The organism is Bacillus sp. RIT 809 (assembly GCF_016892495.1).
GTDB lineage: Bacteria > Bacillota > Bacilli > Bacillales > Bacillaceae_G > Bacillus_A > Bacillus_A cereus_U.
The window spans coordinates 65,265-81,319 of record NZ_JAFEMR010000018.1; the positions used below are offsets into that span (position 1 = coordinate 65,265).

Genomic DNA, 16,055 nt, shown 5'->3' on the forward strand with positions numbered 1-16,055 from the left:
CTATTCCTCAATATTTACAACATGATTCCCATCAAAGAAGTATAAACATTTCTCTTTCACAGGATGTTTTAAGCTTTTCTCGAGTGCTTTTGCATATAGTGAAAGCTGCACTTTGTATCGGTCTTCTAAAGTTGGTTTCGCTTGATCAAATCCGCCTGGGAACTTCCCTTCAATCGTATCTGTCTTAAAGTCGATTAAAGTAATTCCGTCTTCCTCTTCAATCATGCAGTCGATAACCCCTTGGACAAGTATCGATTCGCCTTTCTTCCCTTGCCAATCTTGATATGCTTCTTCTGCTGAAAGCATCATCGTAAATGGTACTTCACGTTCAACACTTTTTGCTGCTAATACCCTTTTACCTAAGTCACTGTCAAAGAATGAAATTATTTTTTCAATCGCTATTTCTTCAGCTTGTTCAAATGTTAATAGTTCTTTATTTACCATTCTTGCAATTTGCTCTTGAAGAACTTCAATCGTAATTGGTTTCTTCAAATCTACATGCTGCATAACGGCATGGACTGCTGTCCCTCGCTCTGCGTATGTTAGCCCTTTTTTCTCCATAAAGCGCGGACGTGTTTTAATTGGTGCACGGAGTTTCTTAATAAAGGCGTTATCGCTACCTTCTTCAGATTGATAATTTCTCTTTATTTCTGTAACAGACTGTTTCGCACGGTGAGATGTTGCGTCCTCATACCCGTATTTCCACATTAATCTGTCGTACACTTCTTCTTTCCGTTCACTTTCTAACGGAACAGCTTTTTTATCGCGAAGCGCTTCTAATAACTCTTGTTTCTCTTCTTGAACTGGTTCTGGTGCAAGTAGATCTTTTCCTTCAACAACTTCTACTTTCCAGCTAGCACTATATTCATAAATTTCGACTGGAATATTTCCTTGTCCTAATTCAAGAAGCATTTCACTATCACGGTGTCTATATAAGGAAGGTGCAATCCAATCTAAATAACATGACGCTCCGGCACGTATATGATCTGGTAATAACCATTCACTATGCTCTCTTGCATCGAGCCATTTTTCCATTTCTTTATTGGCATCCTTAACTGTTCCAATTAAAATTAACTTCTCTTTTGCACGCGTTAACGCTACGTATAATACGCGCATTTCTTCCGCAATTAATTCCATCTTCATTTTACGCTTAATCGCTAGTTGCGATAATGTCGTATATTTAATTCGTTTACGAGGATCGATAAATTGTGAACCAAAACCGAAATCTTTATGAAGTAAGAAACGCTTCATTAAATCTTGTGTATTAAAACGGCGACCAAGTCCAGCTACAAATACGACTGGGAACTCTAGCCCTTTACTTTTATGAATCGTCATAATGCGAACAACGTCTTCTTGTTCACCAAGAGCTCTCGCCGTTCCCATGTCATCTCCGCGTTCTAAAATACGCTCAATAAAGCGTAAGAAGCGGAATAATCCTCTAAACGATGTTGCTTCATATTGTCTCGCGCGGTCATATAATACGCGTAAGTTTGCCTGCCTTTGCTTTCCGGCTGGTAAACCGCCGACAAAGTCGTAATAGCCTGTCTCACCGTACACTTTCCAAATTAAATCGGAAAGAGATTGTTGACGCGCAAATTCACGCCATCCTTGCAGTAATTTATAAAACCACTCTAATTTATCATGCAGTTCTTGTTCTTCTTCAAGCGGCGCTCCTTTTAAGAATGAGCTCATTACTTCATAAAACGAGCCTTTCTTTCCGTGAGCACGAAGCGTCGCAAGTTCTTCGTCATTTAGTCCAACGATCGGTGAACGAAGTACAGCTGCAAGCGGAATATCTTGCATCGGATTATCAATAACGCGGAATACGTTCATCATAATATTTACTTCTGTCGCTTCAAAGTAACCAGTCGCAAGGTCAGCATATACCGGAATTCCTTGTAATTTTAACTCTTCCATAATTTGCGGTGCCCATGGCATGGAGCGAAGTAAAATAACGAAATCACGGTATTGTACAGGGCGCATACTATCAGTTTTACGATCATACACTTCATAATCTGAATCAACCATCGCTTTAATACGCTGCGCCATAAGACGAGCTTCAAGCTGCGCTTTTTCTACTTCTGCACCTTCTTCACCGTCTTGCACTTCTTCCTCAGTTTGCTGAATGCATAGTAGTTCTGCCGCTACATCTTCACCTTCTGGATAGCTAGCACCTAGCTTTAATTCAGCGTCAGCATCATAATCGATTTCTCCGACTTCTTCGCCCATAATTTGTTTGAAGATAAAGTTCGTACCAGCTAGCACTTCATGACGGCTACGGAAGTTTTTCGCTAAGTCAATCTTCATTCCGCCGCCCAATCCTTCTTGTGTGAAACGTTTATATTTTCCTAAGAATAAACCAGGCTCTGCTAGTCGGAAACGATAGATTGACTGTTTTACGTCACCAACCATGAACAAGTTTCCTTCACTCTCGGAATCTTTCGTTACGAATTTAATAATTGATTCCTGTACGAAGTTCGTATCTTGATATTCATCGACTAGTACTTCAGCAAATTTATTACGATATTGAAGTGCTACTGCTGACGGCTTCATTTCACCGTCTTCACTTTGCTCACTTAAAATTTGCAAACAGAAATGCTCTAAATCTGTGAAATCGACCATTCCTTTATCTCGCTTAATCGCTTGGAAACGCTCTGTAAATACTTTTACAAGCTTCACGAGTTTTTCTAATACAGGATGCATATCTTGAAAATCTCGTAAGAAACTTTCAGGTCTGCGGCTAAATAGCTCTTCTTGTAATTTCTTTACTTCATCTTTCGCTTTATTACGAAGAGAATCCACTTGTTTTACAACATCTTCGTTGTAATCACTTTTCTTAATACGCTTTAGCGTTTGCCACGATACATTTTGCATCGCTTCATAAACGCTTGTCCACGACCCGCGAGCTGCTGCTGATAACGTTCCAAGTAAAGCTAAATCCGCTTGTAAAGTTTCGGCGCGAGGCGCTGGACCATCAGGAAGCATTGCGAGTTCAGTCGCTTTACGAATATGCTCTTCCGCTGTTTCAAGCTGAAACTTCACATCTTCTAATAAGTAAGAAGCGTACACTAAATCTTCAATCGTCTTTCCTTCAACGTCGTATGCTTCTACTAATTTATCAAGCCACTTCTCCGGATTTGGATGCGCTCTTGATTCTGTATGAAGCGCTAAAATCATTCGTTGTAAGTCATCGTCACTACGGTCACTCGTATAACGATCAACTAATTCAAAGAAAATACTATTATCTTCGATTCCATATTCTTCTTCTAATATGTCATCTAGCACTTCTTCTTTTAATAACTCATTTTCTGTTTGGTTCCCAATACGAAAACGAGGATCGACATCAAGCATGTAATAATATCCTCTAATAACTTGTAAACAAAATGAATGAATGGTAGAAATGGAAGCTTTATTTAATAAGCTAAGCTGCTTTCTTATATGCTGTGAACCTGGCCCATCAATTAATACTTTTTCTAACGCTTCCCCAATTCGATTTTTCATTTCTTGCGCCGCTGCATTCGTAAATGTTACAACGAGCAGGCGGTCGACATCGACTGGATTTTCCTCACTTATAATCTTTTTAATAATACGTTCAACTAATACCGCTGTTTTCCCTGACCCAGCTGCCGCTGCGACTAAAATATCACGTCCGTTCGCTACAACCGCTTTCCACTGGTCATCTGTCCACTGACTACCTTCTGGTTTCTGAGGCCAATTTTCTATCATTCTCCGCCAACCTCCTCTCTAATTTTCTCCATCGCTTCGCTATCTTTCATATCTTTTAACGTACGGAATTGATTATCTTCAAGTGATTCATCAAATTGACAAACAGATTTGAAGTTACAGAACGTACATGCCGCTTTATTCCCCTTTTTGTAAGGAGCAATATCGATAACACCTTCTGTAATGTCTTTTCCGATATTTTCAAAAGAGTGGTGCACATATTTTTGAAGTACGTTAAACTCTTGTTCACTTGCAATGCTAGAACGCGCACTAAAACTACCATCTTTTTTCAAACCAGCAGAAATAATATCAGAGCTTCCTGTTGAAAGTTTATTATCCATCAAACGCACAACGTCAGCATCTCCTAGTACGAGCCCTTTCATTTTAAATTTCTTTAAAATTTCTTTCTCAATTTCTTCTTCAGATGCATCGCCTTTCATCTCAACAATCGGGTTATGAATATGGAAATACAATACACCCGCCGGTGATGCAGTACTGCCCTTTTTCATCCACGTATGTGCATTTGAAGTAACAACATCTAAATACGTTAACATTTGAAGTGCGAGTCCGTAATACACTTCTGTTAAATCTAACGCTTTCGAACTCGATTTATAATCAATAATACGAAGGAACGTACCACTCTCATCTTCCGCCTTATCAACACGGTCAATACGGCCAACTACTTCCATCTTCACACCATTTGGCAACGCAAATTCCATTGGCGGAAGTGATCCAGTACCACCCATACCGAACGGTACTTCTAAATCAACTGGTACAAAGCCACTCGACTTCGCATGTTCACGAAGAATAAGTGATGTACGGAAAATGATTTGTTGTAGTTTTTGTTTTAAATAGAAATGACGGTTTGAACTTAATAAAATTTGTCTTTGTAATAATGGTGCAATTTCTTCTATTACTAAAGCAGAAAGGTGCTCACACTCTTTTATTGATAAATCTGCCCAAGTACGATTTTCACGTAATAGCTTGTCTGCAATTCTCTTCAGCGCCGCATGGAATAGTTCACCGATATCTGGCGCATCAAGTTTGAAAATATCACGCTCTCTTAGCGATAAACCGTGCTGAGCAAAATGAGCGTACGCACAGCGATTAAATAGTTCCATACGAGAAACGCTTCCCTTAATTGTATCTCCATATAAATCCCTACTTACATCTGTGCTTAGTTTCTGTGCACGATTTCGGTAGAATAAACTCGATAACACGCGGCTACTTTTTTGCTTCCATTCATCTGAAGTAACGTAGAAGTTATATACGTCCCACCAAAAGTCTAAATTGCCTTCAAATCCGTAACGCTTCCACGTTTGCAGTTGCTGCATGACGTAAGACAAAGTTACTTCTGGCGTTGCTACATATGAGATTTGTTCCGAACGCGATAAGTCATTTACATCATTCGTAATAAACGATTCTTTCACATCAGGGAACATTCTTTTTATTTTCTTAATAAAACTAGAAGCAAGTAACGTCTTTCCTTCTTCATCCGCAAGCGGACAGGAAATGTATAACTTCTCAGATGCTCTCGTCACCATTTGATACATAACGAACTGTTCTTCTAATAAAGTTTGTCTCGTCGTTGGTGCTAATTCGATACCTGCAGCGGTGAGAACATTTCTTTCCTCATCAGAAAGCATACCTTCATCCATAGGTGCTGCTGGAATCACGCCTTCATTTACGCCAATAATGAACGTCGCTTTAATATCTGATAATCTAGAATGATCAATATTAGCAACTAACACTTGATCTAGTGACGGCGGAATGTTCGCAAATTGAAGTGCCTCAAGACCTGTCGTCATTACATCAGTAAACATAGACAGGGACATCTTCTCTTCGCCAAGCATCTCAACGAACGTATCAAGAAGGCTCATCACTTCTTCCCATACTTGCTCATGGTCTGTCGCAAATAAGAAATCTCCGCTTTCTTCTGCACGAATACGTAATGCTTCTAGTTTTTTCGGAACGTCAAGCTCCTCTAAAAATAAATATACCGCTTCGCACATTTGCATAACTGTTCCAGCACGCTTCAGTCTTTTCTGCATACGAATAACTGGCGTTCTTACAACGTCGCGAAGTCGATTTATTCTCGCTTCCATTTCACGCTCACTGTCTGTTATCATTTCGCTCGCATCATCAAGAGAACGATAACGACGATACATCCACGGATCTTCAGAAGTCCATCTCTTCCCTTGTACACCGTACGCTAAACAGTAGTTTTCGAACTCATCCATCTCTTCGCGCATCGCTTCTTTTCTTACGTCTAGTGGATATAAAAGTTCTGTTTTCACACAGCGGAACACTGCATCATAACGCCAATTTCCGCTAATAATCTCTAAAGCCGAACGAATACATTCTACTAGCGGATGATGTGACATCGGGCGTTTTTCATCGATGAAATGCGGGATATTATAATCCGTAAATAACGTTCGCATTACATCGTAATAACTTTCTCCGTTACGAAGAAGGACTGCGATATCTCGGTAACGATATTCTTCATTCGCCACAAGTCTTCGAATTTCACGAGCAACACCTTCTACTTCAGCTCGTAAATTAGCTGCTGTACTAATTGTCACACTCGCTTCACCGTGAAACTTTTCATTTGGACGCGCTTCGTAATGCATTTCTAAATGTGCCAATGCTTGCGAATGAAAACGCGGCTGTTTCATAAGTGGAATTGTTTTTTCAACCTCTATTTTCTCTTCACGCGCTACTTGTTTTATTCTTTCATACGTTAACGTCGTTTCATAAAATAAATCCAGTTCATTCACTGGCTGCGCTAACGTTTTTTCATCTATCGTTAATGTTATTGTTACTCTAGTCCCTAATCTCATTAGCCCTCTAACAATTTCTAGCTCTTGAGGAGAAAATGAATGGAATCCATCTATATAAATTTCCGCGCCTTTTACATACTCAGAGTCTGAAAGCTTCTCAATTAATAATTGTAAGTAGTCTTCTGAATCTAAATACTTTCCGATTAAAGCACGTTCAAAATCATCATATAATAACTGTAAATCATACACTTTATTCGCTAGTAGCTTTTGCTCTGCACTACTGCTATGCGTATCTAATTGTTGCCACATTTCATATACGTTAGACGGCGTCACATTGTAACGTTTAAACTCCGCAATCATACTACCAAGATGTTCAAAGAAGCCATTTTGCTCCGCTGCTTTTTGAAACACAGATAGTCCATCTTTACGAGATTCTACAATTTTACGAAGCAACATATGTACACCAGCTTCATCAATATGAAGACGACTCGCTCCACCAACTTCTTGCAGCACCTTCCACGCTAATCGTGAAAAACTAAAAACTTGTGCCCGAATAGAACCTCTTACATCTTCGCTCCCAATTAACGCCTGCTGCGTTTGGAATGTCATCTGTTCTGGCACAAGATATAATATTGTTTTCCCTCTTGGGCGCTGCTTTAACTCTTCTTGCACTTCGTGTAAACAAAGTGTACTTTTTCCACTTCCAGCTCTACCAATCACAAATCGAAGTGACATGTAACCCCACCTTTCACTTACATAACGAACGTTAGTTTGCTACTATAATTGTATTATAGGACGATTAAAAAGACAAACTTGTATAATGACGGTATCCTACATCAAAGCCGAATATTTCAAGTTTTTATTTTAGTCACATCTAAACATAAAAATACAACCACTAACATACTTAATTGCATAGAAAAAGCTGCTCACATAAGCAGCTTTTTCTATGTAATATTTCTTACTCCACTTTAGACAATATATTTTGTTGAAAAGCTCTTTCTTCCTCATCTTTATATCCACCTGATACAACTTCTTGAATATCGTCATGGTTAAATAAATAAGTAAAATCAGGGCTAATATAGCCCTCTGGGTAAAAACATCCCATATAGTCAAATTTTTTCACCTTATCTGTTTCTACTTGCTGTTTACGTCCATAAATCATGAGTTTTTTGTTCCTTCTTTTAAGATTACAATAGAGCCTATAGGTAGAAGATGTGAATTCATTTCCTTCTTCTTTCCTTTCTTGTAAGATTCGATTTTTGTTGAGCCTGTGTCATTTTTGAATGTCCTGTAATAATAAAGTGTTTTTTAAAATCAAAATAAAAGTAAACATGGACACTCGCAAACAAGAAAATAACCGAGAAAAATGACAGTAAGATAATTAGCAAAATCGCTAGAGAATCTTGACTTAAAATTCCTATACTGATTTGACCAACAATGTAGCCTACACCTGAAAAAACACCGATTTTTGAAAATTTCACCTTCTGATCATTTATACCCATTAAGCGAGCTGTAAAATATTTAATCCACAATTGTACGGATTTATAAACAACTAGACAGTATACTATAAATGATAAAATGAAAAATAAAGGTGATTCTAATCCTACTAACTCGTAAGCTATTTTTTGAACACCTATAAAACTACAAAATGAAATACTAGTTCCAACAAATCCAGAATATAGTAAATGTTGCAATTGAGGCTGCCTAGGTTTGTTAATAAAAATCCAAATCCCCCACAAATTACATACCACAAAAAATGGAAGCGCCAAGTAAAAATACACATTGTATATTGGTGGAAATATAAAAATTACAATTAATAACAAAAAATTCATAATAAACCATACAAAGGCTCCGACAATATTTCTTATATCAAATGGTAGTAATATTCGTATGCCATCATCTATGTTTTTAAAGTTATATTTATCCATTATGCACCTCATAGAAAATTAAAAAATTTTATCTAAAGCAGAGCCTATTCCAGATTTAATTCGGTCTTTTATAGAATCTTTTTCACCATCATTATTCCAATCCCCTTTATCGAACTTAATTCCATCCGTTATTATACTAGATACTACAGAAGCAGTAAAACCAACACCAGCCCCAATCACAGTTCCAATTGGTCCTCCAATTGCTGTACCGACTGCAGCACCAGCCCAAGTACTAGCAGCAGTAGAACCTACTCCAACCGCTATATCACCAACAATGTCTCCTGCAATTTTGCTACTACTTGCATTACTTTCCAAATTTTCTTTTGTATCTTTAAAAATATCTAAACCGGTACTTATATATCCTAATGCATTATTTTTTAACGATAATGATTCTTTTAACAATGCACCTGGTTTTAACAGATAACGTTGTACTTCGTCAATTTTTTTAGCTTCACCTAATGGAAGCTTTGTTCTTCTAATAACATTATTACCATCTTTGTCTTTAATAAGTGTACGGTTTTCAAATCGTACCATAGGTTTCCCCTGATTATTTGTATATGGGGAAGCCCGAAAACCCTGGTTGTGCCTTTGAGCAATTTTGTATGCCTCTTGACCATCTTTAAAGGTCCCAAATGCTGTTAACCCGGCTCCCATAGGATTTTCTTTCCATTCATCAACACCTCCCCCAAAAGGACTTAATAAGTCAACACTATCTATTTTCCAATCTCCTAATGAAACTTCTTGCTGATCAGTTTTCTCAAAACGATCAGCAATATTTCTTAATGATTTACTATGATCTTTTAAATCATTCGTTGTGACCTCTAACATTGAGCCTGCATATAAAGCCTGATTCAATACAGCATCTCTTCCAGATACTTGAAAGGGTAGATCCATTAATTGTTGACTCAAACGTTTATGCTTTTCAAATAATTCATGAGCTGTACGATCTATATTGGAAGCCAAATCTCTTAAAAGAGCAGGAGTAACTTTAATTTCGGTACTCATTTTGATTCACCACCTATTGATTTAAGGTACAGAACCATTTTTTTATTTCTTCAATAATTGCAAAGATATCTAGACAAATAATATCCGTTTGCTTTTGTCCACTGTCTAGTATTTTTTGGATAAGCCAATATTGATTTTGACTATACACAAACTGAATACTGTCCGTATACCATGAATCCTTTATATAATAATGAGCCTTAACTGTATTTAATTATTCACGGTCACATATAATATTCGCTAATTCTTTAGCATCATCATCATCCAGATAATATCCCAATAATTCCGATAAATTATTTTTTGGTTGATTTAAAAGATCTTTTTCATAGACGGAACAAGGAAGTTTAAATGTATAATTCGAACGTGAAAAAGTATTTTTGGACTGCAATGCTTGATATATAAATTGCCATGCTACCTCAGGTATTCCACACTCTCTAAATCTACATTGTTTTTCACCATTAACATCTGTTATTGTGTTATGTATAACTTTTTTATCAGTAAAATAAAAGACGTTCTTTTCTGTGGTGTTGTTTTTGTTTATCTGTACTTCAATAACAAAACCTGTAGTTAGACAAATACTAAAATATTCTACAAGTTGTTGATCACAAAATATTTCATCTTCTTTTATTATGAGTAACTCTTTTTCCCTCCAGTGGTCATACATTATATCTAATTCTTTACCTATTTCTTCGTCTAACCAATTTTCAAATGGATTCTCAATTCCAATCATTGTTTCATAATCAAATATACCAGTTAATACATATACTTCTTTGCTCGATAACATAAGAGGCTCAATATTCAAACATCCCCACTCCCTAGCTTAATATATAGTCCCTAAGAAGTATAATGCAATAAAAAATAACTGAATCTAGTAATCATGAATTCATAAAAACATCTTGCCCGTTAGTTACAAATTACGATTCCATTGCAAATTCTTTCAAAGTAAACCTACAATATAGTAAAAGGATTAATCAATAACAACTAGTAGACACGGTCAAAGAAGTAAAAATTAAGTATAAAAAAATTTAGAAGTTATTATTGCCCATTACATATTTATATCTAACCATATAAAAGTTGTTTTTATAACTGGTCGTGATACAAGCTAAACATTCTCATTGCCAATAGATTAAAAAACTGTAAAATAAAAAAGACAAACATAATTGTTTGTCTTTTTCATACTTCAAATGATTATATCAGCCTTTTGAAAAATTCGTTTGCACCTCTCGAATCGGCCAATATCGCAAATCAACTTTACCGACAACTGTATCAGCTTTTACAAAACCGAAGTGCCTACTATCCCAGCTACCAAGGCGGTTGTCACCAACTACAAAAATAGAACCAGGTGGTACAAACTTTTCTTTCGTTAACTCTTCTAGTTTAAAATCACCTGTTAATTGCCGTCCATTTGTCTCTTTCTTATACGTCTCTAAATAAGGTTCCTCCACGAATTGTCCGTTTATATATAGTTTATCCTGCTTATATTCGATATGATCCCCAGGTAAACCGACAATTCGCTTTACATAGTCCTCTTTTTTATTCGCATGAAAAACGACGACATCAAATCGATTCAAGTCCCCTACTTGATAACTCACCTTATTCACAACGAGCATATTTCCATCTTGCAATGTCGGCATCATTGACTTCCCCTCTACAACGTACGTTGAAAAGAAAAACGTTCGAAAAAATACAGCTAATAGTACACCAATTAAAATTGTTCTTATCCACTCTAGCCCTTCTTTTTTCAAAGTTTTCTTCATTCGCTTCTCCCCTCGCCCTTTAATAATGAAGCTTTTCTTTACAAAGAAGACTTTTCCTAATGTAGTTCTAACTTTACTTCAATTTTTTTACCGACATACCATAAAATAAAAATAACAACGCCAACAATAACCGATTTCACCGGCTTATGAATAAATGACACTAAATCATGACCGATATAAGTTAAAATAAAGATCATCACAAGCTTTCCGAATGCTAATGCTAGTCCAAACTGTTTTACGCTAACGCGAGACAAACCAGCTACAACGTTTATAAGCGCAGATGGTGTAAACGGAAAACAAAATATAACAAAGATTGGCGCGAATCCTTTTCTTTCAATCCATCCCATCGCTTTTCGTACTCTCTCATGCTTATTTACAAAAGAAAAGAAACGACTTCGTCCAAAGCTGCGAATAATGAAAAATACAAGCATTGCACCAATTACTGACCCAAGCCATGAATAAAGAAAACCGAACCAAAAGCCAAATGCAACAGCATTCGCCAACACAAAAACAATGAGTGGCAATGCCGGAATAAGCGCCTCTATCATCGGTAAGCCAATACCGAGAAGCGGTCCGAACGCACGATAACTTTCAACAATATGATCCATATTTTCTGGTGAAAAATATTCTTTGATTGTTTGAAAATCCATTCTACACTTTACCCCTTTACTCTAATTACTACCTCTACTGTATCATTGCTTAAATGAAAGAGGAAATGGTAGATATGACATATGGAGATGCATTTATTAAAGTTTCCATATCTTTCGTTAGAATTCCTTCATTATTATGCTATGATAATCTATCAATATTCGACAGGATTTGAAGTTGATTTAGATACTATACCTAAATTATTACTTAACGGTTACATATTATGAAAAGAAGAAACTATAGAAGTGTCAATACATATTTCCTCCCAAAATAACCTTACTACGCGTAAGGCTATTTCTACCTGTATGGAAATGAGTAGTGACAAATAATTATGATACCTTCAAACAATTCTCCTTTTTTAATGGCTAGTTCTTACAAGGAACTTTTTTAGTAAGCGTATACTATCAATCACGATAAGTATTAATAAATATAAGAAAGATAGTATTAATACTGTACTTGGAATAGGTAACATTCGAAATTTGTATAAAAACTTATCCATCGTATATATATCTTGCTCATCAGTTATCGTACTAGGAGTGAATATAAGGTAATCTTTCCAATTATCTATCCAAGTTAAACTAACTGCGGAAAATTGCATTATTCCTAACCACAAGTAAATAAAAATTGGTATAAGAATCATATATTGAACGCTATGTAATACCTTTCTTTGCTTCTTACATTCAATAATTTGAAAGACAATAAGTGTCAATAAGTATACTATCAACAGTAGAAAAACTATAGTGACAAACGGTTGAATTGAAAAAGAAAATAGCAATTTATCAATTTCACTAATTTGACTATATTCTGTTGCATTTTGAGGCGTAAAAATAAAATGTTGTTTATCAGCACCTATCATTAACTGACTACCAACGAAACCAGTAAACATAAAGGCAAGAAATAATATAGGCAAAACAAGAATATATTGCCCCCAAAATAACATAGTCCTTTTCAACATATCATCTCCTTTTTATACAATAAGGTAAGAAATATCCTGTATGCCGCAAATGTTAAATGATGTATATTAACATTGCGATAAATATATGCGGTAAAATTACCCTTATATTGTAATTTTACACTTTCTTAAGCTATTAAAGAACAAAAAATCCGCAAATTTTTCTCGTTTTATTTATGAATCTTACAGCGTAACGGTATATATAATGAAATCAAAAAAGGATGAGTCTCCCCATCCTTTCCCTCTCACACTTCGCTTTCCTTCACAAAATACACTTTCTCATATGCTGGTGTTAATTTAGATTCTTCATTTTTATCAATCTCTTTAAAGCAAGGATTCCCTTGTTTTTTCTTACGGTCTTCATATTCTGTCCGCAATTTCGCTGTACGATTTTGCTGATTTTCAAAGCTACTTTTTGACATTTCTAGTTTCACAGCGAAACCATTTATAAATCTAATAATAAGATTTCCATCTTTTAATTCTTTATTACCTTCAATATGAAAATGAGACAACCACGCACACTCTTTTCGAGAATAAGAATACGTAGGGAAAAAATAAAGTTGATCTGTCGGGCTAATTGCGATAGGAGCTTTATGTGTAATACGAGTTAACTCCTTCGTTCCTTCTTTTCTTCCAAAGAAACTAGAACCATGTTTCCGGCAACTTCTCTCTATAATATCAAGAGGCTTTTGAAATACGAAAAAAGAATCTTCCATTTCAATAATTCGCGTAACAACTTTCTTTTCCCCTAGAACAACAGGAAGTAAGGCCATTGTATTTTTGCTTATAACATAGTTTTCGACATAACGTTCTACTTTACTTTCCATAGTCTATCTCCTTCTTCATTTTCTATTTATAGTAGCAGCTGCATAAATAATTGTAGCACCTGTAAAAAGGAAATGGTTTACATTCTACGATTCTTTACAAATGTTTATAAATTATTAAACACATTATAAATCAATTAATACATATATAAACATAATAAAGAATTAACTTATATAAAAAGAGGATTCTACATGCGAAAAATTTTATCATTTGTAAGACAGTGTAATAAAGTCGTTAGCTATACAACCGGTGCTACAGTATTTAATAAGGAGCAAGAATTAACAATCGGATTAAAATCGATGAAAGAGTTTGTTATGAAGGTAAAAGCTGGACTGAAAATGAAGAAGGATAAATTTGCTTATTTCAACTAGCACCATGAGTTTATCATTTATACTTACCAACTTTCATCCGTAAATACAAATTCTCCAGTATTGGTAATAGTATGGATATGATCACAATCGACACGATTACCAAAAATATCATATATATATTTGTAATTCTGTAGACTATCAAGTAATTTTTCAGTTTGATGAGGAGGAGAGTCGCTATCTTCAGTTGATACAAAATGAAGATGTTCATGTAAAAATTTTGGGTGTAATGATAAATATAAAGTTGGTTTGTTCAATGTTAAAAATTCCTGCAATTGAGGAATGAGCGAATACTCCCCGCCCTCAATATCCATTTTAATAAAGTTTATATCTTGTATGTTATTCTCAGTTATTAAATCGTATATTGTAAGAGCTTGCACTTTGCAAGATTGATTTGAAATAGTTGGAACCAGACTAGAAGTAGAGTCTCCAAATGAATGTCTCATGTATAAGTTAATATCACCAGACTCTTCAGCTATAGCTACATTAAGAGGAGTAATTTTTGAAATGATAGAATGATTTAATGAAAGATTTGTTAGAAGTTCTTTAAAAGCAACAGGATCTGGTTCGATTCCATAAACATGTTTTGCTCTATGCGCTCCATATAATACAGTTGGGCCGATCCAAGCTCCTATATCAAGATAGGAGTGTGCGGATTAGAAATTACATTGAAGTGCACATCTTTCTTTGTAACTTGAATGGGCTTTACAAACATCATATCACTCCTTTAATCACTCTCATCTATATAAGCCTACTTGTATTTTCCACATCACTATTTTATAAATATTTAATAAATCACTATGCCTTGCATTCAAATAAATTTACGTATGATAAATTTCTAAAGAGGGCTTATATAGATTGAATTCACGTATACCAACTTGCTGGCTTTGGTACATAATCATAATGATATAATGTAGCGGGAATTCTGACTTGATTCACAATATCTTGTGATACCCGAGCACCCCATTCATCATCTTCCCCATAACTTATATTTAAAAATTTGTGCTGTACGGCAATTCGCTTTGCATAGCACATTACATGATTCGGTTTTCTGTAATAGAAATTTTCATCTTCTTTATGTTCTAATTCTTTTCCAAATTTGGTGATTTTAGTGAAAAGATTATTGTAATTTACTGAAACATCAAACACGATACAATCAGCTGTAGAATTTGAAGCAATAGTAGCACATAGTGTATCAACATAATTTGGATCTACCCGATCATCATCATCTACAAAAGCAACGTATTCACCTTTCGCTTGTTCAACAAGAATATTCCGCTTTTCTCCAGTAGATCTTTTTTTATTTTCGAGCATTACAAGTATTTCTACAGGTTTATTTTGAGCTTGTTCATATAGTGCATCAATCATTCGCTTTAAATGCGTCATGCGTTCTGGAACAGAAGGAATTAGAATCGAAAGTACAATATCCGTCAAATCCTCACCCCTTTTTTCAAAATTATACACGCTTACTCAGTTAAATATTATGATACGAAATGATGTAGTATGCATTTTCAACCTATCTTTACCGCATGTTCGTTTTTCTTTTTTGTTCACACTTTTTATGAATGGCTCGTATATCTCAACAACAAAAAAAAGGATGGCATAAGCCATCCTTTTTTCTATAATAAACTATAAAATTATAGTTTGATTACGTTTTTAGCTTGAGGTCCACGGTTGCCTTCTTCGATTTCGAAGCTAACTTTTTGGCCTTCTTCTAAAGATTTGAAACCTTCAGTTTCGATTGCAGAGAAATGTACGAATACATCGTTTTCGCCTGGAACTTCGATGAAACCGAAGCCTTTTTCGTTGTTAAACCATTTTACTTGTCCTGTAACTGTCATAATTATTTCCTCCTACGAAAATACATTTTATTTAGTCTTCATGTATAAAAAAAGAATCCACACATTATCAAATTCGAAACATAAACTAGTTCTCACATACTTTTCCCCGTTTGTTTTCGGCATTTGATAATATATGGATTGCTTAATTTAATTATTCAACTGGTATTATCATAGCATACTTAAAATAGAATGTACAATCCTTTTTAAAAATAAAATTTCTAAATTTTAGTA

Annotated in this window: 12 protein-coding genes and 2 pseudogenes; 1 reads left to right on the forward strand and 13 read right to left on the reverse strand. The window is 35.3% G+C overall.

Annotated elements, in window-relative coordinates; all coding sequences use genetic code 11:
* From addA to JTF23_RS19340, 10 genes and pseudogenes are all read right to left on the reverse strand, one after another.
* Positions 1–3,726 carry a helicase-exonuclease AddAB subunit AddA gene (addA, locus tag JTF23_RS19295; RefSeq protein WP_204209399.1) on the reverse strand — a complete coding sequence of 1,242 codons (3,726 nt, stop codon included), beginning with the start codon at positions 3,724–3,726 and terminating at the stop codon, positions 1–3.
* Complete coding sequence (gene addB, locus JTF23_RS19300) at positions 3,723–7,238, reverse strand: helicase-exonuclease AddAB subunit AddB (RefSeq protein WP_204209400.1); 3,516 nt, start codon at positions 7,236–7,238, stop codon at positions 3,723–3,725. Before addB ends, addA begins: the two co-directional genes overlap by 4 nt.
* A gap of 223 nt (positions 7,239–7,461) precedes the next feature.
* A pseudogene (locus JTF23_RS19305) lies at positions 7,462–7,727 on the reverse strand (DUF4176 domain-containing protein).
* Entirely contained in the window at positions 7,724–8,431 is a 708-nt protein-coding gene (locus JTF23_RS19310) for a hypothetical protein (protein ID WP_002158921.1), read from the reverse strand. Before JTF23_RS19310 ends, JTF23_RS19305 begins: the two are co-directional and overlap by 4 nt.
* Positions 8,432–8,449: 18 nt before the next feature.
* On the reverse strand, positions 8,450–9,436 hold the full coding sequence (locus tag JTF23_RS19315; RefSeq protein WP_088077966.1) for a WXG100 family type VII secretion target: 987 nt from the start codon (positions 9,434–9,436) through the stop codon (positions 8,450–8,452).
* 211 nt (positions 9,437–9,647) lie between these two features.
* The gene (locus JTF23_RS19320) at positions 9,648–10,235 is read right to left on the reverse strand and encodes a hypothetical protein (RefSeq protein WP_234813916.1); all 588 of its coding nucleotides are present in this window, start codon (positions 10,233–10,235) and stop codon (positions 9,648–9,650) included.
* A gap of 391 nt (positions 10,236–10,626) precedes the next feature.
* The gene (gene lepB / locus JTF23_RS19325; RefSeq protein ID WP_016104147.1) at positions 10,627–11,190 is read right to left on the reverse strand and encodes a signal peptidase I; all 564 of its coding nucleotides are present in this window, start codon (positions 11,188–11,190) and stop codon (positions 10,627–10,629) included.
* A 56-nt stretch (positions 11,191–11,246) separates the two neighbouring features.
* A complete protein-coding gene (locus tag JTF23_RS19330; RefSeq protein ID WP_002158925.1) occupies positions 11,247–11,840 on the reverse strand; it encodes a TVP38/TMEM64 family protein in 594 nt (197 codons plus the stop codon).
* A 356-nt stretch (positions 11,841–12,196) separates the two neighbouring features.
* Positions 12,197–12,793: a DUF4306 domain-containing protein gene (locus JTF23_RS19335; RefSeq protein ID WP_204209401.1), complete on the reverse strand. Its 597-nt coding sequence runs from the start codon at positions 12,791–12,793 to the stop codon at positions 12,197–12,199.
* A gap of 242 nt (positions 12,794–13,035) precedes the next feature.
* Positions 13,036–13,617, reverse strand: a complete 582-nt coding sequence (locus JTF23_RS19340; protein WP_204209402.1) for a competence protein ComK — start codon at positions 13,615–13,617, stop codon at positions 13,036–13,038.
* Between the two features lie 207 nt (positions 13,618–13,824).
* Here JTF23_RS19340 and JTF23_RS19345 point away from each other — a divergent pair.
* A pseudogene (locus JTF23_RS19345) lies at positions 13,825–13,986 on the forward strand (helix-turn-helix domain-containing protein); the annotation flags it as partial.
* Between the two features lie 23 nt (positions 13,987–14,009).
* Here the strand turns inward: JTF23_RS19345 and JTF23_RS19350 are convergent.
* The 3 genes from JTF23_RS19350 to cspA all read right to left on the reverse strand — a co-directional run bounded on the left by JTF23_RS19350 (position 14,010) and on the right by cspA (position 15,824).
* The gene (locus tag JTF23_RS19350; protein WP_307839224.1) at positions 14,010–14,618 is read right to left on the reverse strand and encodes an FkbM family methyltransferase; all 609 of its coding nucleotides are present in this window, start codon (positions 14,616–14,618) and stop codon (positions 14,010–14,012) included.
* A gap of 229 nt (positions 14,619–14,847) precedes the next feature.
* Entirely contained in the window at positions 14,848–15,417 is a 570-nt protein-coding gene (locus JTF23_RS19355; RefSeq protein ID WP_204209403.1) for a glycosyltransferase family A protein, read from the reverse strand.
* A 203-nt stretch (positions 15,418–15,620) separates the two neighbouring features.
* Entirely contained in the window at positions 15,621–15,824 is a 204-nt protein-coding gene (gene cspA, locus JTF23_RS19360; protein ID WP_000218989.1) for an RNA chaperone/antiterminator CspA, read from the reverse strand.
* Positions 15,825–16,055: the final 231 nt, after the last annotated feature.